Origin of the sequence: Pseudomonas monachiensis, assembly GCF_047345015.1 — a bacterium.
Classification (GTDB): domain Bacteria; phylum Pseudomonadota; class Gammaproteobacteria; order Pseudomonadales; family Pseudomonadaceae; genus Aquipseudomonas; species Aquipseudomonas monachiensis.
In genome coordinates this window covers 2,090,190-2,107,330 of sequence record NZ_CP178857.1, presented here as the reverse complement: position 1 = coordinate 2,107,330, position 17,141 = coordinate 2,090,190, and the positions used below count along the sequence as shown (strand labels likewise).

Annotated in this window: 14 protein-coding genes and 2 pseudogenes; 11 read left to right on the top strand and 5 right to left on the bottom strand. The window is 56.3% G+C overall.

All coding sequences use genetic code 11. The annotated features are described in order from the left end of the window. The first annotated feature begins 6 nt into the window (after positions 1 to 6). A complete protein-coding gene (locus ACMDB8_RS09550) occupies positions 7 to 771 on the top strand; it encodes an ABC transporter ATP-binding protein (RefSeq protein ID WP_409079124.1) in 765 nt (254 codons plus the stop codon). An 86-nt stretch (positions 772 to 857) separates the two neighbouring features. Here the strand turns inward: ACMDB8_RS09550 and ACMDB8_RS09545 are convergent, their stop codons facing one another. The 3 genes from ACMDB8_RS09545 to ACMDB8_RS09535 all read right to left on the bottom strand — a co-directional run bounded on the left by ACMDB8_RS09545 (position 858) and on the right by ACMDB8_RS09535 (position 4,055). Then, positions 858 to 2,759, bottom strand: coding sequence for a potassium transporter Kup (locus tag ACMDB8_RS09545; protein WP_223541027.1), 1,902 nt, complete (start codon positions 2,757 to 2,759; stop codon positions 858 to 860). 127 nt (positions 2,760 to 2,886) lie between these two features. Further along, entirely contained in the window at positions 2,887 to 3,111 is a 225-nt protein-coding gene (locus ACMDB8_RS09540; protein WP_056723204.1) for a hypothetical protein, read from the bottom strand. Between the two features lie 2 nt (positions 3,112 to 3,113). Then, complete coding sequence (locus ACMDB8_RS09535) at positions 3,114 to 4,055, bottom strand: LysR family transcriptional regulator (protein WP_056723206.1); 942 nt, start codon at positions 4,053 to 4,055, stop codon at positions 3,114 to 3,116. 116 nt (positions 4,056 to 4,171) lie between these two features. Here ACMDB8_RS09535 and ACMDB8_RS09530 point away from each other — a divergent pair, with 116 nt between their 5' ends. The 3 genes from ACMDB8_RS09530 to ACMDB8_RS09520 all read left to right on the top strand — a co-directional run bounded on the left by ACMDB8_RS09530 (position 4,172) and on the right by ACMDB8_RS09520 (position 6,260). Then, complete coding sequence (locus tag ACMDB8_RS09530) at positions 4,172 to 4,591, top strand: ester cyclase (protein WP_056723208.1); 420 nt, start codon at positions 4,172 to 4,174, stop codon at positions 4,589 to 4,591. Between the two features lie 3 nt (positions 4,592 to 4,594). Further along, the gene (locus ACMDB8_RS09525; RefSeq protein WP_056723210.1) at positions 4,595 to 5,638 is read left to right on the top strand and encodes an SDR family oxidoreductase; all 1,044 of its coding nucleotides are present in this window, start codon (positions 4,595 to 4,597) and stop codon (positions 5,636 to 5,638) included. A gap of 79 nt (positions 5,639 to 5,717) precedes the next feature. Further along, on the top strand, positions 5,718 to 6,260 hold the full coding sequence (locus ACMDB8_RS09520) for a histidine phosphatase family protein (RefSeq protein ID WP_223541026.1): 543 nt from the start codon (positions 5,718 to 5,720) through the stop codon (positions 6,258 to 6,260). 133 nt (positions 6,261 to 6,393) lie between these two features. On the opposite strand, the gene ACMDB8_RS09515 is transcribed toward ACMDB8_RS09520, so the two are convergent. After that, positions 6,394 to 7,527, bottom strand: a complete 1,134-nt coding sequence (locus ACMDB8_RS09515) for an aminotransferase class V-fold PLP-dependent enzyme (protein ID WP_056723211.1) — start codon at positions 7,525 to 7,527, stop codon at positions 6,394 to 6,396. Between the two features lie 843 nt (positions 7,528 to 8,370). On the opposite strand from ACMDB8_RS09515, the pseudogene ACMDB8_RS09510 reads away from it, so the two are divergent. The 5 genes and pseudogenes from ACMDB8_RS09510 to ACMDB8_RS09490 all read left to right on the top strand — a co-directional run. Next, positions 8,371 to 9,023, top strand: a pseudogene (locus ACMDB8_RS09510) (integrase arm-type DNA-binding domain-containing protein); the annotation flags it as partial. A 118-nt stretch (positions 9,024 to 9,141) separates the two neighbouring features. Then, the gene (locus tag ACMDB8_RS09505) at positions 9,142 to 9,417 is read left to right on the top strand and encodes a hypothetical protein (protein WP_409079161.1); all 276 of its coding nucleotides are present in this window, start codon (positions 9,142 to 9,144) and stop codon (positions 9,415 to 9,417) included. 296 nt (positions 9,418 to 9,713) lie between these two features. After that, on the top strand, positions 9,714 to 10,145 hold the full coding sequence (locus ACMDB8_RS09500) for a hypothetical protein (RefSeq protein WP_008037541.1): 432 nt from the start codon (positions 9,714 to 9,716) through the stop codon (positions 10,143 to 10,145). A 23-nt stretch (positions 10,146 to 10,168) separates the two neighbouring features. Then, positions 10,169 to 11,311, top strand: a complete 1,143-nt coding sequence (locus ACMDB8_RS09495) for a hypothetical protein (RefSeq protein ID WP_008037542.1) — start codon at positions 10,169 to 10,171, stop codon at positions 11,309 to 11,311. Beyond that, positions 11,311 to 13,509 carry a hypothetical protein gene (locus tag ACMDB8_RS09490; protein ID WP_069557007.1) on the top strand — a complete coding sequence of 733 codons (2,199 nt, stop codon included), beginning with the start codon at positions 11,311 to 11,313 and terminating at the stop codon, positions 13,507 to 13,509. Before ACMDB8_RS09495 ends, ACMDB8_RS09490 begins: the two co-directional genes overlap by 1 nt. Before the next feature lie 220 nt (positions 13,510 to 13,729). Here ACMDB8_RS09490 and ACMDB8_RS09485 read toward each other — a convergent pair. Then, a pseudogene (locus ACMDB8_RS09485) lies at positions 13,730 to 13,837 on the bottom strand (transcriptional regulator); the annotation flags it as partial. Positions 13,838 to 14,050: 213 nt separating this feature from the next. Between ACMDB8_RS09485 and ACMDB8_RS09480 the strand changes: the two are divergent. Both ACMDB8_RS09480 and ACMDB8_RS09475 read left to right on the top strand, forming a co-directional pair. Then, entirely contained in the window at positions 14,051 to 15,658 is a 1,608-nt protein-coding gene (locus ACMDB8_RS09480; protein WP_409079125.1) for a hypothetical protein, read from the top strand. 37 nt (positions 15,659 to 15,695) lie between these two features. Next, positions 15,696 to 17,072, top strand: coding sequence for a hypothetical protein (locus tag ACMDB8_RS09475; RefSeq protein ID WP_409079126.1), 1,377 nt, complete (start codon positions 15,696 to 15,698; stop codon positions 17,070 to 17,072). The last annotated feature ends 69 nt before the right edge of the window (positions 17,073 to 17,141 follow it).

Genomic DNA, 17,141 nt, shown 5'->3' with positions numbered 1-17,141 from the left:
TTGTTCATGTACAAACTGAGCGTTGAAAACCTGCACAAAAGTTATGGCAACCATGAAGTCCTCAAGGGCGTTTCGCTAAACGCCAGGACCGGCGATGTGATCAGCCTGATTGGCGCCAGTGGTTCGGGCAAGAGCACCTTTCTGCGTTGCATCAACTTCCTGGAAACGCCCAACGACGGCGCCATGAGCCTGGACAACCAGCCGATTCAAATGGTCCATGACCGCCACGGCATGCGCGTGGCCGACGCCAATGAACTGCAACGCATCCGCACTCGCCTGGCGATGGTGTTCCAGCACTTCAACCTGTGGAGCCACATGACCGTGCTTGAGAACATCACCATGGCCCCACGCCGGGTGCTGGGCGTCAGCAAGAAAGACGCAGAGGATCGCGCCCGACGCTACCTGGACAAGGTCGGTTTGCCGGCACGGGTGGCCGATCAATACCCGGCGTTTCTCTCGGGTGGTCAGCAGCAACGGGTCGCCATTGCCCGTGCCCTGAGCATGGAACCGGAGATCATGCTGTTCGACGAGCCGACTTCGGCCCTGGACCCTGAACTGGTGGGAGAAGTGCTCAAGGTGATCCAGGGGCTGGCCGAAGAAGGCCGCACCATGATCATGGTGACTCACGAAATGAGCTTTGCGCGCAAAGTGTCGAACCAGGTGCTGTTCCTGCATCAGGGGCAGGTCGAAGAACAGGGTGCGCCCGAGGACGTATTGGGTAACCCCAAGAGTGAGCGTCTGCGGCAGTTCCTCAGCGGCAACCTGAAGTGACCAGAGCGCCTTCGAGCAACCGCAGGGTCGCTCGAAGGCGCTGGTTCAACCCTCAACACGGAGGGCTGATGGTCCTCAATGACTCTTTACATCTCAACCTGCGTGCCCAACTCGATCACCCGATTCAACGGCAATTTGAAGTACTTCAGATTGCTGTTGGCATTCTTCAGCAAAAACGCGAACAGGCTTTCTCGCCAACGGGCCATGCCAATGCGCTTGGTCGGGATCACCGTTTCACGGCTCAGGAAATAGGTGGTGCGCATCGGGCTGAAGTCCAGCTCGGCCAAGTGGCAGAGACTCAACGCCAAGGGGACGTCGGGCTCCTCGATAAAGCCGAAGTGCAGGCTGACCCGGAAGAATCCTTCGCCATAGGCTTCAACCTCAAACCGTCGATCAGCGTTCACACGAGGGCTGTCTTCAGACACCACGGTGAGCAACACCACTTGCTCATGCAAAACCTGGTTATGCAGCAGGTTGTGCAACAGCGCATGCGGAACGGCATCGGACCTGGCCGTCAGAAACACCGCCGTACCTTGTACCCGATGAGGAGGCTGCGTGCGGATGCTACCGATGAACAGTGGTAGAGGCAGCGCGGTTTCGTCCAGCCGTTCAACAATGATCTTGCGGCCCCGTTTCCAAGTCGTCATCAAAATGAACAGGCCAATGCCGGCAATCACCGGGAACGCACCGCCCTGGAAGATCTTCGGTGCATTGGCCGCGAAGTACAGACTGTCTACCAGCAGAAAACCGAGCAGCATCGGAATGGCCAACCAGCGCGGGGTTTTCCATAGCAGCAGGACGACGGCCGAGGACAGGATGGTGGTGATCAGCATGGTGCCCGTCACAGCGACCCCATAAGCGGCAGCCAAAGCACTGGAAGACTCAAAACCAAGCACCAGCAGCACAACACCGACCATCAACGCCCAGTTGACCGTGCCGATGTAGATTTGCCCCTGCTCCTGGCTGGAGGTGTGCTGGATAAACATGCGAGGGACATACCCAAGCTGGATGGCCTGGTGGGTCAGGGAAAATGCGCCTGAGATCACGGCTTGAGAAGCGATGATGGTCGCCAGTGTGGAGAGTGCGACCATTGGCAGCAATGCCCAGCCCGGCGCAAGCAAATAAAATGGATTGCGCACCGCCTCAGGGTTTTCCAGGATCAAGGCACCTTGACCAAAATAATTGAGTAGAAGTCCTGGCAGTACCAAAATGAACCAAGCGCGGGCAATGGGCTTGCGACCGAAGTGCCCCATGTCGGCGTACAGTGCTTCGGCGCCCGTGAGCGCGAGTACCACTGCCCCAAGGATGGCCACACCGATTCCCGGATGAGCGATAAAAAAATGCGCTCCCCAGTACGGATTGAGCGCTTGCAGTACTTCCGGTCTCTGGAAAATGCCATAGATCCCCAGTGCACCCAACACCACAAACCACAGCACCATCACCGGGCCGAACAGGATACCGATGCGAGCCGTGCCGTGTTTTTGTATCAAGAACAGCGCCACCAGCACGATCAATGACAAAGGCACCACCCAGTGCTCTATTCCATCAAACGCCAGCTGTAGTCCTTCAACCGCAGAGAGCACCGAAATAGCCGGGGTAATCATGCTGTCCCCGTAAAAAAGTGCCGCACCAAACAGACCGAGCAGCACCAGTGCCTTGCTCATGCGCGGATAAGGTAAGGCCGCGCGGCGGGCTAACGCCGTCAACGCCATGATGCCGCCTTCGCCCTGATTGTTGGCCCGCAGGATAAACAACACGTATTTGATCGAGACCACCCAGATCAACGACCAGAAGATCAACGATAGAATGCCCAGCACGCCATCGTGGTTGGCCTGGACACCGTAGTGACCGGCAAACACTTCCTTTAGCGTGTACAGGGGGCTGGTGCCGATATCTCCATACACCACTCCGACAGCAGCGATAAGCAGTCCCGCCGCTGAAGATTTGCGATGAGGTTTTTCAATGGCATGGGGCGATGTTTCGCTCACTTTCTACGTCTCGAGTATTGAGGGCCGAAAACGCATTCCGTGAGAATTCAAGGCCGGTGGACTTCAGTGAAACTGCCATCAAATTCAGATGAGTCGTAAAGACCGTCGTCCTTGCACAGCCAAGTGATCACTCGTTCTGAAGGGCCTGCGACAGACCCGCACCACCTTCTACTCCCCCGCAAGCAACATTGAACAGCCTAAGGAAATCTTGAGGGTAAAGACGAAGAAGCCGAGAGTTGCGAGGCATAAAGGCAATGTCAATTTTCCCGGCCAGTATCGTTGCGAGTAACAAAAGCCATCGTAAAAAAAGCGTAATTTTTCCGCCGCCATACCCTCCGTCATCAGTCGGCATCTTTAGTCCTGCGTCCTCATAGCATCGTTATTCTTCCGATACTCATGGTCCCCCCCAGAGAGGCAACCTTCGACATTTTCCATGGAGAGGGCTTCGAGCAGCACCTGCTCCAGGATGGCAAAAAAACATTTGATGTGAGCCTGTTTCAATGCCTGAGGCCGGGTCACCAGATAGACTTCCATATCTGGAAGTTGGAGATCCGGGAACAACTCGATCAAGTCCTTTGCCAGAATACGGGGCAGTACGGCCACACCCATTCCTCGCCTCACCGATTCGAGCTGAACCGCGAACGCGTTCACACTGATCTGCGCGCGGTCCAGACCACCGGCCTTTGCCGCACGCATTTGCGGCAACATGTCCAGCGGGGGAAGCAAGGCAATATTGACCGCAGTGGCCGGGGTCACCCCTGGAAACCGCTTCAGATAACCTGCATCAGCGAAGACACCGTAGGCGAGCCGGCCTATTGGTCGATAAATCAGCGACGGCTCACCCAGATGAGTTGTACGTACAGCAATGTCTGCCACGCCGCGGACGATCTTGTGAAAGTCGGCTGTTACCATCAGCTCCACCGAGCAACGCGGGTGCAGAGAAGTGAAGCGACTCGCGGCCTCCAGCACACAAGACGAGAACCCCTCTCCTGCGCTGACCAGGACACTGCCAGATAACTCTGTGTGTACCCCGGATAGGCCAGCAGCGGTTTGACGCCTCAAGCCAGTTTCCGCGGCCAGGGCAACTTCCACGAGGGATTGGCCCCGTGAGGTCAACCAGCATCCTTCAACGCCCCGTTCGACGAGTGGCTCGCCCAGTGCGACCTCAAGTTGGGTCAGGCGGCGGGACACGGTAGACGCCGCGATACCCAGCAACTGGCCAGCTTGAAGAAAGCTGCCACGCCGCGAAACTGCCAACAGCAGACGAAGATCGTCCCAATTTGCTTGCAACGCCATGCGTCCTGTCCTCCCTGGTCTGCATATGTGCAAATCCATTATGCAGTAGTCGCTGTTTTTCGAGGGAGGCCTCAAAGGTATATCTACAGGCCCTCGAAACGAATGGAATGGATTGTATGACTACTGGCCCCAACGACTATGCGGAACGCGCCGCAAGAGCCTTCAATTGCCGTGATGTGGAGGCGATGCTTGCGTTGGTTTGCGAAGACTTCATCTACGTCGATGGCATGGGGGTTCAAGCCGGTCGTGAATCCATGCGCAAAAGAGAGACTGCGCTGTTCTACGCATTCCCCGATGCCCAAGTGACCTTCACCCCATTCATGGTCGCTGACGATCGTTTGGCGCTGACTGCCCTGCTGACCGGCACCTTCGCCGCCCCCCTGGTGCTGCCAGGCCGGGTGATTGCACCCCATGGACGCCATATTACCGTGCACTACGCCGCACACTTCACCTTCAAAGACGGACTGGCCATCCGTGAAGAGGTCTTCTTCGACAGTGCGGTGTTGATGCCGTTAGCCGGACAGGGTGAGGGTTGAGCCATGCGCAGCGCATTTGTTACTGGAGCAACCGGCTTGCTGGGCAACAACCTGGTGCGTGAATTGGTCGCTCGTGGCTACAGGGTCAAAGGCCTGGTCCGCTCAAGAGCCAAAGGTGAACAGCAGTTCAACAATCTGCCGGGTGTGGAGCTGGTCGTGGGTGACATGGCCGATGTCGACGCATTCGCCGCATCGCTGCAAGGCTGCGATACGGTGTTTCACACCGCGGCGTTCTTTCGCGATAACTACAAGGGTGGCAGGCACTGGCAGGAACTCGAAAAAATCAATGTCGCCGGTACGCGGGACCTGATTCACCAGGCCTACCGCGCCGGTATACGACGGTTCGTCCATACGTCTTCCATTGCCGTGCTCGACGGCGCACCTGGCGCGTCCATCGATGAGACATGTCTGCGGGCCGACGCCGACGCGGATGACTACTACCGCAGCAAGATCCTCGCCGACCGTGTCGTCTTGTCATTCCTGGAAGCACATCCCGAGATGCATGCCTGCATGGTCCTGCCCGGTTGGATGTGGGGCCCTGCCGACATTGGCCCGACCTCTTCGGGACAGTTGGTCAACGATGTCGTGAACGGCAAGTTGCCCGGGCTGATCCCTGGCAGCTTCTCCGTTGTCGATGCCCGTGATGTGGCATCGGCGCTGATTGCCGCAGCCGAACATGGCCGACGAGGTGAGCGCTATCTCGCGGCGGGCCGGCATATGACGATGGGTCAGCTGATCCCGGTTCTAGGACGTATAGCGGGCGTCAAGACGCCCGTTCGACAACTACCGCTGCCGTTTCTATACACCCTGGCGGCTGTGCAGGAGATCTATGCACGCCTTACCGGCAAGCCCATTCTGCTGAGCATGGCCACGTTGCGCCTGTTGGTACGAGAGAAGGACCGCACCTGCTTCAACCATCGCAAGAGTGAACAGGAGCTTGGCCTGAGTTTCCGGGCGCTAGAGCTGACAATCACTGACACCGTGGCGTGGTACCGTGATCACGACTGGTTTGAAAACCACGGTGCTGGCACACGAGGCGTACCTTGAGTTCCCGAGACCGCACTTACTGGTCATTTACCACGCACCAGAACAAGGACGTAAATTTGTGAACAGGGAAATAATCCTGATGCGTCACGGCCAGCCAAAACTGGCCGCTACCGACAAAATCTCAGCGATCGAGATGAAAGAATGGATCGAGCAATACAACCGATCCGAAATTACCCACCACCCGATCCCGCCTGCCAGTATGCAACTCGCCGCAACCGCCACGGTGATTGTTTCAAGCAGCGCGCCTCGTGCGCTGACCTCCCTCCAGGCGCTCGGCCTGAAGCCTGCACTGGTCGACGCACTTTTCTGCGAAGCACAACTACCTTGTGGTCATTGGAAGCTGCCACGGTTATCGCCGTTTACCTGGGCATTTATCCTTCGAGTCTTATGGCTGTGCGGCTACTCACGCAACGTCGAATCCGCCAGCACTGCGAGGATCCGCGCCAGCACGGCAGCCAAACGATTACAGTCCCTTGCCAGTGATGGACCGGTTCTGCTGCTCGGTCATGGTTTTATGAACCGAATGATCGCCAATCAACTGGTCGCTGACGGTTGGGCTCGGCAAAAACGTAACGACAGCCAGTATTGGAGTGCGACCGTGTATCAGTACGACGGTGTGTAAGAGGCGCCACCTGTACAGTTCGATGCCCGGCATCCACACATCGACTGCCGCACAGGCCATGGCCAGATCGTTGTTGGCGCCCGTGGTTTTCAACATGTCCCAGACCACTGTGGTAACGGTGTCGAATACCGGTTCAGTTAATCATCACCTCGTCCAGTGCCTGCGCGAGGGTGCTGACCGTGCGCTCGATATTGTGCAGCTTTTCGAGTCCGAACAGACCGATGCGGAAGGTCTGGAAGTCGGCCGGCTCGTCGCATTGCAACGGCACTCCGGCGGCGATCTGGAGGCCGTGCTCGGCAAATTTCTTGCCGCTCTTGATGTCGGCATCATCGGTGTAGCTCACCACTACGCCAGGGGCCTGAAAGCCGGCTGCGGCCACGCTTTTGATGCCTCTGCCGCTCAACATTGCGCGCACCCGATCACCCAGGACCTGTTGTTCGCCGCGGACCTTTTCGAAACCATAGGCTTGCGTCTCTTTCATCACCTCGTTAAACCGCGCGAGGGAATCGCTGGGCATGGTCGCATGGTAGGCATGCCCGCCCTGTTCGTAGGCCTGCATGATCTGAAGCCACTTTTTCAGGTCGCAGGCGAAGCTGCTGCTTTGCGTCTGCTCGATGCGCTCAAGGGCCAAAGAACCGAGCATCACCAGGGCGCAGCAAGGGGAGGCGCTCCAGCCCTTCTGCGGCGCGCTGATCAGCAGGTCGACTGCGCATTTGCGCATATCAACCCAAAGCGTGCCGGAAGCGATGCAGTCCAGCACGAACAGGCCACCCACCGCATGCACGGCGTCGCCGACGGCCCGCAGGTAGTCGTCGGGCAGGATAATCCCTGATGAGGTTTCAACGTGGGGGGCGAAGACAATCTGCGGCCTCGAAGCCGCAATGGCTGCCAGCACTTCGTCCAGAGGGGGTGGGGCGTAGGCAGCCTGGCGACCGGTGTCGACCGGTCGGGCTTTCAGCACCGTGGTGGCCGCCGGAATGTTGCCCATCTCAAGGATCTGGCTCCAGCGATAACTGAACCAGCCGTTGCGTATCACCAGACACTGCTGGTCGGTGGCAAACTGTCGCGCCACCGCTTCCATGCCGAATGTGCCGCTGCCCGGGACCACCGCGACAGCCTGGGCGTTGTAGACCTGTTTCAGGGTCCTGGAAATGTTCTTCATCACGCCTTGAAATGACTGCGACATGTGGTTAAGCGAGCGGTCGGTGTAGACCACTGAGTACTCGACCAGCCCCTCGGGATCGATACTGGGATATAGCTTTGACATAGGGTGACTCCTTTGGCAGAGATCTCAGTGGTATCGACCCTGCCCTAAGCCTTGGCAAATGACAAGATTGCTCGGGATTGAATTGCGACTTCTGTCGAGCAGCGCATCATTTTTTTGATCCGGCGTGATCACCACGCAATCAAGTTCGTTCAAGCCAGGCACGGGCGATTTCTTCGCGCGTAGCAAACCAGACATCGCTGTACTGCCTGGCATACTCGATGAATTGCTTGATCGCCCTTACTTTCCCGGGACGGCCCACCATGCGTGGATGCAGCCCGATCGACATCATGCGGGGTCGCTAGCGCCATATCGGCAATACCAGCCCACGGGACGTTTGCCACAGGTACGTTCGAAAAATTCGATTGCCAGGCGCATGTGCTCTCTCGAACCATTGCCTATGCGGAATTTGTGCCGGTTTAGAGGGGGTCAGTCTTGCTTCAGCTCGTGGGTCAATTCGGCGCGAGCATCAACGCTGGCCATTACCTCGCCGATTTCTATAGCCCGATTGGGCGTCCGTCGGAACGGCGGGCGTCGATTCAAGGCTAGATCCAGGATAACCGTGGGAGTAAATGTGGGGGTAATTTTGCAGGCATGAAAAAGCCCAATCTTTTCAGATTGGGCTAAGTCAGTGAATTATATGGTCGGGACGGAGTGATTCGAACACTCGACCCCTGGCACCCCATCTTCTTTTTCATACTTCTTGAAAGCTTTCAAAATTTTACTCTGGAATATTCAAAGCTAGTATTTACTTGAGTTTCAGCGGAGTTCTGCTCCACAAAGGTCCAGTAACGTCCATCAAGAGCCGACGTTTTTGTGGGGGGAAAAGTAGGGGGAACCGATTTTATGGCCAAAATCACCATAAAAGAACTCGAGTCGCTGACCGCCAACGATGCCGGTCGAATCCTCCGGGAGGATGGCAATCTGGCCGGTCGAATCTCAATGCGTAAGGACGGTGTGTCGGTCAGCTTTTTCTATCGGTATTGCTGGGGCGACCAGAACAAAGAGTACTCCTGCGGATCCTGGCCGCGCAAATCCCTGACGGATATCCGCAAGGCGCGCAACCAAGCCCGTGCGCTTATTGATGAGCAGATCAATCCCAACGAGCACAAGAAAACCGCGAAGGTGCAGGCATACGCCGCCGCTAACGTAGAGACCGACACCTAAAAACAACGAAGGTGCAAACACTGACCGTCCAGGATCTGGTCAAGGCCTGGCTGCTGGATGGTGTCGCGCGTAAAGACGGCAATGCCGAGTTGCAACGACGCTTTAACAAGGACCTTATGCCAGCACTCGGCAAGACCGCAGTGAGCAGCGTCTCCGAACATGATGTCCGGGCGCTGATCCAGGCCGTGGTCAACCGCGGCGCTCACCGGCAGGCCATCAGCTTCTTCGCCGACCTCACCCAGTTGTTCAACTAGGCTAGAAAGCGCCAACCTTGGCGGGCGTTACTGGTTGAGGGTGATCCGACTGAACTGGTCGACATCTCCCCCCTGATTGCAAACCTCCAGTCCTTGAAGAGGGCCGCTTCCTTGATGGAGGTGAACCAGGCTGGTCAGTGGTTCCTGGACGCAGCTCAACTATCAGCTTGCCTTCATCAAGGCCTTGGCTATGCCCTTGAGCAAAGCCCTCTGCCAAGCCTTCGGTTTTACCCTCCGGGCGCCCTTCAGTCCGCCCCTCAACGCGGCCCAGTTCCACTCCATGGCCTCTACCCGACTCGAAGCCCTCTCCTACGCCGACCAGGTGCTCAGCTTTCCAAGCCGAGCGCTGCTTGAAACCTACGGCGTCGAGAATGAGGTTGGCGAGACCACTGAAAAAGCCACCCTTTACCGGCATCACGCTTCTGTCAGGGACGGGCGATTTTCCTTCTGCCTCGGCCTGGGCCAGAGGTGATGGGGAATTAGGGTCTGTTGTTGGTGAATCCACTAGCTGAAGGCTCCCTGCTGTCCTAGAGCGTGCCTGACAGACGTGGCACGCCTTTGTGAAGAAAGGTCAGAGGTTAACACCATAATTGTAACGCCAAGCTTCTAACGCCTGGGTTTGCTCTGACGGATGAAATGCAAACTACGAGGCAGAGGCGCCATGAGAGCGTCTGCGGAGCTATGGCGGGCCAGGGTGTTTTGGATTGCTTTGCCCTGAAAAAGAAGCGTAGTGTCTGCTGCTAACGCCTCACCAACGGAGATGGATCAATGAGCAAAAGTTTTCGTGACCGCATCCAGACAATGAATGCGATGTACAAGCTGCCCATCCATGAGGCTCCGCACCTCTTCCCGGATGCAGAAGATCGCCTCCTGAAATTCAAGCGGACGCTGCTCGACGAAGTCGCCGAGATCGATGACATTACTGAGCAGATTCGTCGAGGAGACGATGCCATCGATGTTCAGGTCGCCATTGCAGACCTTCTCGGCGACGTCATCGTGTATTGCCGCTCCGAGGCAATGAAGTACGGCATCCCTCTTGAAGCCGTACTGGAGCTGATCATGGACAGCAACGAGAGCAAGCTAGGTGCCGATGGCAAGCCTATCTACGATGAGAATGGGAAATTCCTCAAGGGCCCCAATTACTGGAAACCCGAGCCCCAAATCAAGCAGCTCCTGGCAAGCCTCCCGGCCCAAAAGTAACCCTACGTTTCAGAGGTGATAGCTTGGCAATTAACCACGTGGGGAAGTGCCGGAGCCTGGTTGAGATTGAGGAAATCATCTCCCAGATCGAGTACTCCGACAGCGATACCGTGTTTCGCTTCCCTATAGACACCCTCGGCGCTCGACATAGCCCGATGCATGACGCATCGCGACTGCAGATGGTCGTTACGCTCGCTCGCCAAAAACTCGAAGATGACTATCTGGACATTCATCCAAACGCTCAAGAACTGGATGCTCAGCAGGCTGTTTGTGATTACTCACCTGGGATTGCAGGGGTTCGGCTGTCCAAGGGAATACGGATTGGTAGCAAGGAAATTGATCGCCGAGACGTTCTGACCTTCGCGACCAAAAGAATGCAAGCGATGGATGCTCAAGAGTTTGACGACCTTGTCAAGGGGCGCTGTATAGACCTCCTGTGCGTCGGAGGTTCCAAAATCCAGTATCTGAAGCCGCTGTTTTCTTCGCGAGGCAAGGCTAAAGAGAAAGACGGCATGGCCCCAGTGATGCGCACGCTAGTGGATCGTACAACGCAGCAAAGCAGGGCCAAAGTACCTGAGTCCCTGGTCGATGCGCTCGCTTTGTTCTCTGCTGAGCTTATTCAAAACACCCAAGAGCACGCGATCACAGACCATACTGGCAGGCCGTATCTCTCGCATGTCGAGGGGGTGCTGATGGGCTGGACACGGTTTTACGAGTCGACCTTCAAAGACGATTTCTCTGGCCACCCCGATCTGAACAAATACTGGAATGATGAAGCTGCTAGAACCGAAACCGGAGCCAAGAGCCTCCGGGCATTCGAGATCAGCTATTTTGACTCAGGGCCAGGGTTAGTCAGCCGCTTCACTGGCAAGCGCGTGCAAGAGATGTCACTCGAAGATGAACGACGAGCGCTTCTCCGTTGCCTGCAGCACAAATCAACGTCGAAATCCCAGACAGCAGCAGGTGAAGGCTTGCCCTCGGTCTTGCAAGAGTTGAGGCAGATCGGCGGGCTGATGAGGATCCGCACGGGAAGGCTGTCGATGTTCAACGCCTTCACGCCTGGCGATAACCGTGACCTCTTTGCTTTCAATGACTGGACTGAAACCAACCTTTCGCCCGTTCAAGGTGCGGTCATTTCTATTCTCGTACCGCTGAGGGCTCAGTGATGGAACGCTTTTATTCCTGGCGGCACCTGAAACACTGCCCCACGCACGGCAGCATTGAAGCCCTAGTGCTCTGCTATAAACGCTGCCAGCTGACCGAAGGCAATGTGTATACCGATGTAGAGACCGCCCTCAAGAGTGATGCCAATCTTCCCGATTGCGTGTACATCGTGGGCTCTACCGAGCAATGCAACACGTTCAAGGCAGCCTGGGATCCGGCCAATCTGCACCTGCAAACCATGATCAAGCGCGGCATGAAGGCTGGCTTTGACTTCGTGAAGCAATACACCTTCGTTGAGTGGGATGGCACAAACTTCAATCAACACGCCCTTGGAGCGCATACGGGCCCTTACAACGTGGATCTGAAGCTTCTCATAACCCGTGGCGTAAACAGCCTTATCGAGAAGAACAGTGCTATTCACCAGGCCCCCTCTGGCCATGTGTTCAAGCACCCTTCCCAACGCCGGAACAAGGTCTTCATCCAAGCAAGGGAAATCGCCTCAGGCGAGGCAGAGTTGTACGTCGTCGCATACTTGATCACGCTATGCCACGGGCAGGCCCTGCAAGGGAGCACCAAGGTTTTCATCGATACCATGGGTATCTATGCTTACGTCAAATGCGCTCTGGCCCTGTGCCGCTCCGAGGCAGAGATAGTCAGCTTCCACTCCTATGATGAGTTGGAGAAGATCAATCCTCCATCAGATCCCTATTTCTGCATTGTCTCCGCCTCGACGTCCGGAAGCATGGCAAAGAAGATGGCAAGCAGCGTTTGGGATCCTCAGCGAATCGCCACCATCGTCGATGTGACGTCCCAGGGACGAGCCGGCGACGTAATGGTCGCGCTTGATAATATGGGGGTCGCTTTCCCTGACTTGAAAGTCAGCGACGGCACCCTGATCGAGATCATCGGCGAAAATTTCTCGTCAAAAGCCAAGCCTCCTCGACCAGTCGTTCTCGGACAGCCACATACTCCGAAAGCATTGGCCGATTTCCATCAGTTTTTTGGCTTTTCGATACACCCTTTCAATACCCGAGTTGGAACGAAGAGCAAGCTGCTGCAGCTTGATGTCATCGAGTTGCTGGAACACGCAGAGTTTAAGAAATGGCTCGACGCAGAAATTGACTGGTCATTCCCCCTGACCGTAAGTCACGTTATCCACGCCGATGACGAGGCTTCCAAAGCTCTCGCAGTGATCGTCGTGGCTCGCCTGCGCACTCGCTTGGCTGCTGGTTCGTCGATTACGGTGCTTCCATACCACGAACTGGAGAAGGACAACTGCAAAGACGCCACCGGCGTAGTGATCGTTTCCACCGTCGCCCGAGATGGCGGCGTGCTTCGCGAAATCAGTCGCGATCTGCGTTCGTACATCAAAGCGTACATTCCGAGGCATTTTCTTTCCCCGATCGGTATCCCCCAGACGAACGCGTCATGGAACCAATTGCGTATGTTCTTGGTTCGCAACCCCACGACCAGGGAGTACGGCTTTTCCAACTGGATACAGCTCCCACTTGGTGAAGACTCCAATGACAACTCTTGGCATCGCTTGATCGAAACTCACAAGGCTCATTCGGAACAAAACATCCATGACCTAGGCCTTGAGCACCTGCCCAACACCTCCAACATCCTGCCGTCCCTCGATCTAGCTGGAAAGGCAGCCTTAAGTGCGTTTCGAGGATTTTTGCTTTCGCCACGAGGCAACCCGCTGCGGCTCTCAGAAGGTTTTCTCTTTTTCGGAAACAAAACTGAGATTGCCAGGCGCTACGCTGACGTTGAGCCCAGCATGGTGCACCTCACCATGGCAGCCGTGCTCCAAAACGCCCGGGAACACAAAGATCACGAAAGGCGTCTCTGCCCCAACGGCTACGAGTCGGTCGTATTGGCCCCAGAGTGCTTCCTCAGATTCAACGAGGCCATCCTGCAAGCGTGCATGCTGAGGGCATGCCACCCAGCGGAGTTGGACTACTCATCCAGCCCTGAGCTCAGCAAGGTGATGAAAGAGCTGTTAGTGAAGGTGTTTGCACGTTCGGACAAGGACTTCGGCGACGCAGCCCTTGAGTTCGCTGCTGCCATCGCCGTAGGCTCGCTTCGGCTGGCGAAAACGGATATGGAGACTCTGCTGGACGATGCGCTGAAGCAGCACGCTGGCAATACGTCCGAATTGCTCGGGATGCTTGTGCTGGCCAAGCAAGCTAATCACTAGAATGACCCGCTGAAAGTCGGCTTGCCGGCCATGGCATGTCGAATACAGAGAGACCAAGCAGTAGTTCAGGCAATGAAGTGGCAAATTCGATGGGCCCAATCAACGGCTCACTAATCTTGCTGGGCTACGGATCTGCGAGCCAGACGGTGGCGTCCGTTGGGACAGGCAGCATGAGCTGCCTGGTCTCGTTAGGCTGAAAACTCCTAGCGCGGCTGATGGATCAATTGAGCCACGACTCAACAGTTTCCGCACCATACTGTACTTTCCAGGCCTTCAGACCTTTGTGATTTCCCCCTTTGGTCTCTATAAATTCACCCGTGTGGGGGTTTACCTGATAGTGCCCCGGCAACATCGATTCGACAGTGCACCACGGCAATTTTTCGGTCTGAGCGATGGCGTCCACACTGTACAGTGGACGTCATGCATGCCATCGGAGCTGATTCGTCGTGAGCAGTGACGATCGCGTTGATCTAGCCAGAGACGGTGACCTCTCCAGGCCATCCTCCGCTGAGCCACCAATTGAGCAGTGCAAGGATTCGCGATGCCCAGATACCTCAGTAACAGCGCAATACGTCTTTTGGAAGCGAGCCAAGAATCTTTGGCCTTGGCGCTGCATTGCCTGGGCACTCCAAATCGGGGAAGCCTGAGAGTTGAGGTAGCTCGATACTCCCCCGCGATTGGATTGATCGGAGCCGCCGCTGAGCAGGCTTTGGCTGCAATTATCGTTCAGGTTCGGGGCGATGAGGCTCTGGCTGCGTCCCCCACCCAGTACAAAAGCGCGCGACAGATTTTGTCGGACATGAGGGATTTACTCCGCGCGCCCATTCCTGCCAGCTCTTTCCTGACCGCAGGCGTAGCCGACCCCGCTCAACACCGCGAGTCGATCCTGCAGGCATCAGAAGGATTTTCTGTGCTTTTCACCTACCGGGCGACCGGGCTCCATGCTGGCCTTGGCTTGTCTCGCACAGTGACACTGAAACAAGCCGTGAAGGTTCACAGTTTCCTTGAGCTCCTAACCAGGTCAACTCGTATCCGCGCCTATATGGATCGGTTGCCGATACCACCAGATGAAGTCATCGACCAGACTGTATTGATTGATGACCTCATTCAAAAATTCCAAAGCACCGATGCAATTACCGAGCGGGTCAACGCCTTACGATCTTTGTTCCTGATCCTCCCCGAAGTCCCCCCAGAAGCACCGGAGTGGCTTGAAGCGTTTGACCGCTCCGTAGTCTCGCCACGCCCTGCTGACATCACTTTGCTTTTGGAAACACTTGAACGCGCGGCACCAATGAGGTTCCGTCGCATGAATGCAGGGGGCCAAGCACTACCAGTAGTTGTCCGGCCAAACGACCCAAATGCGTTACCTATCGCCTTGCAGGACATGCGCCAAGCCTTTGGCCACGCGCGTGAGCAGTTTGGCGCAGACGTGGGAAATGCAAATGGACGGCTCGATCAAGGTATTCTGGATCTGCCCCCAGAGTCCTTCTTGCTCGATTTGTGCCTCCAAGGCCCTGAGCAGCTACGCGAGACTCTGGATCGGCAAACGCTCACCGGTCAAGAGGTGTGGCCTTTCGTGGCTACTGCATTGAGCCAGCAAGGAACAGAGCGCCCATACTGGTTCTTGGTATCGATGGTCGACGACATCGGTCAGCTAATCGGCCAGCTTCGCAGGGCTTCGGCGGTATCGGCTCAGGGACAGTTCAAAGAACGCTGTACCGCAGCCATCAGAGCCCTTGAGGCCAAAAGACAGGAGCGCACACTTCCGCCAGCTACTGAAATTGCGACCTTTACCGTCACACAATCTGCTGCGGCTGAAACCGCACGAGAAAGCATCCCCGACTCGATGGAGCGCAACGAAGGCACTGTTCGTGAAGCCTCTTTGGAAGCAATGCCGCCACTAGCCGCGTTATATGCCGGCGAATTCACTGCCGGTCAGGCTTTTCCTGCGGTGTATGCGTCCGAGAATCCAGATTCTAAGAAATACTGGACTCGCCAGTTGCTCATAGCAGCGACCGATGCCAGCGACCGCTCAATGCTCATCACTGCCCTGCGAGACCCTGAATTCGCCAACCTAAAGACGGATGCTCGAAAAGCGCTGCGCCTGGTAGATATTCTGACCTACGGGCCGAATATCGAACTAGGGTGACCACGATCCGTTCAACGACATCGGAGCCCCCCTGCGCATGCCTCGAACCCAGCAAAACCTCACCAGCCTGCGAGATACCTTCAGTCAGATCTTGGGCAACCAGAAAGACCACTACACGGATACACGGATCCCTGAATTGCTTTTCAGGCTAGGGCTGGATGATTGCACTGAGTACAGCTCCAAAAGGCAACACCTTGAGAAAGCAGTAGAAGCTTCAAGTGATGCTCAAATGTTGGCTGCCGCTCAGACGGCCTTGGAACTGATCGGCTTTGCGGCTCATGAGCGAGACCAGCTTCAAGAGCTGGTGTGGGACGATGGAACAGCGCCTGTCATCCCCGGTCGTTACCGAAGAGAGCTGGCAGAAAGGCTCAACCCCATCGAGCTATTCATAGACAGGGCTGCTTTTGAACACGTGCTCGGTGAGTTCTGGCAAATCGACACGATGTCGTTTGTGAATTTGCTGCGACCGACCCCGACACTTCGCCAAGAAATTGTCCGCCACTACATCGAAAATCCCGATTGGGATGCGGTGACAATCTTCGACAAGCTCGGAGCGTTTCAGTCCTCGCATGCCCGATTTGGCCGATTCGTCGAAGCCTTGGCTTCCTCGCGGGTATTGCCCAGCGAACCCGCTCAGCGAAAATTCATTGAGATCGTCAACGATACCCTCAAAACGTGTGGAGTCCACATTGTCGTCGGGGTGGGGGACGATGCCTTCCTGACGGCCTCCTTGGCTTACGTAGGATCAGCCAAGCAGTCCTCCCCCAAGAACCTGATCTTCGCCTCCACCACGAAGCCAGATCTGCGACTCGGCAACGCCCTGGACAACGATATCGAGGTGATGTCCGACCCAACGGATATCCTGATCTATGACCGACCTATCGGAAGCACCGGCCTCTTGTGGCGCGACCTACAGGCTTGGTATGCCAAAACCTATGACATCGAGGAAGGCCAGGCCAAAAATCGCCTATATCGGCGCCTGGAGGCCTGCCTGCCTAAATCATCGCCCCCTCAAGCGCTAGCCTTCAGCAGCTTTTTCAAGGCCTTCACGACACACATTCCTGAACTTCCAGTCTTACTGCCCGAGGTCTGGTTTCACTGGGATCCCCTGACGGTCTCACGGCGCGGCAAGGAGGCATTGCTCAGGTCGCGCATGGACTTCCTTCTACTATTGCCGGGCGGGGTGCGGGTTGTCATCGAGATTGATGGCAAACACCACTATTGCGATGCAACCGGACGCTCAAGTCCCCGCCTCTACGCCGAGATGATGGCAGCTGACAGGGCTCTAAGGCTGGTGGGGTATGAGGTCTATCGATTCGGTGTTCACGAGCTTCAGCAGCCTAATGCCGAGGAGGTGCTGATAATATTCTATCGCTCGCTGTTTGAACGTTACTCATTGCTGCCGGCACCGTGATTCACTGATCCCATAAGCCGAAGATCGCTTAGCCTTTCCGCGAAGTAATTGATCAACGCCGATGCTTGC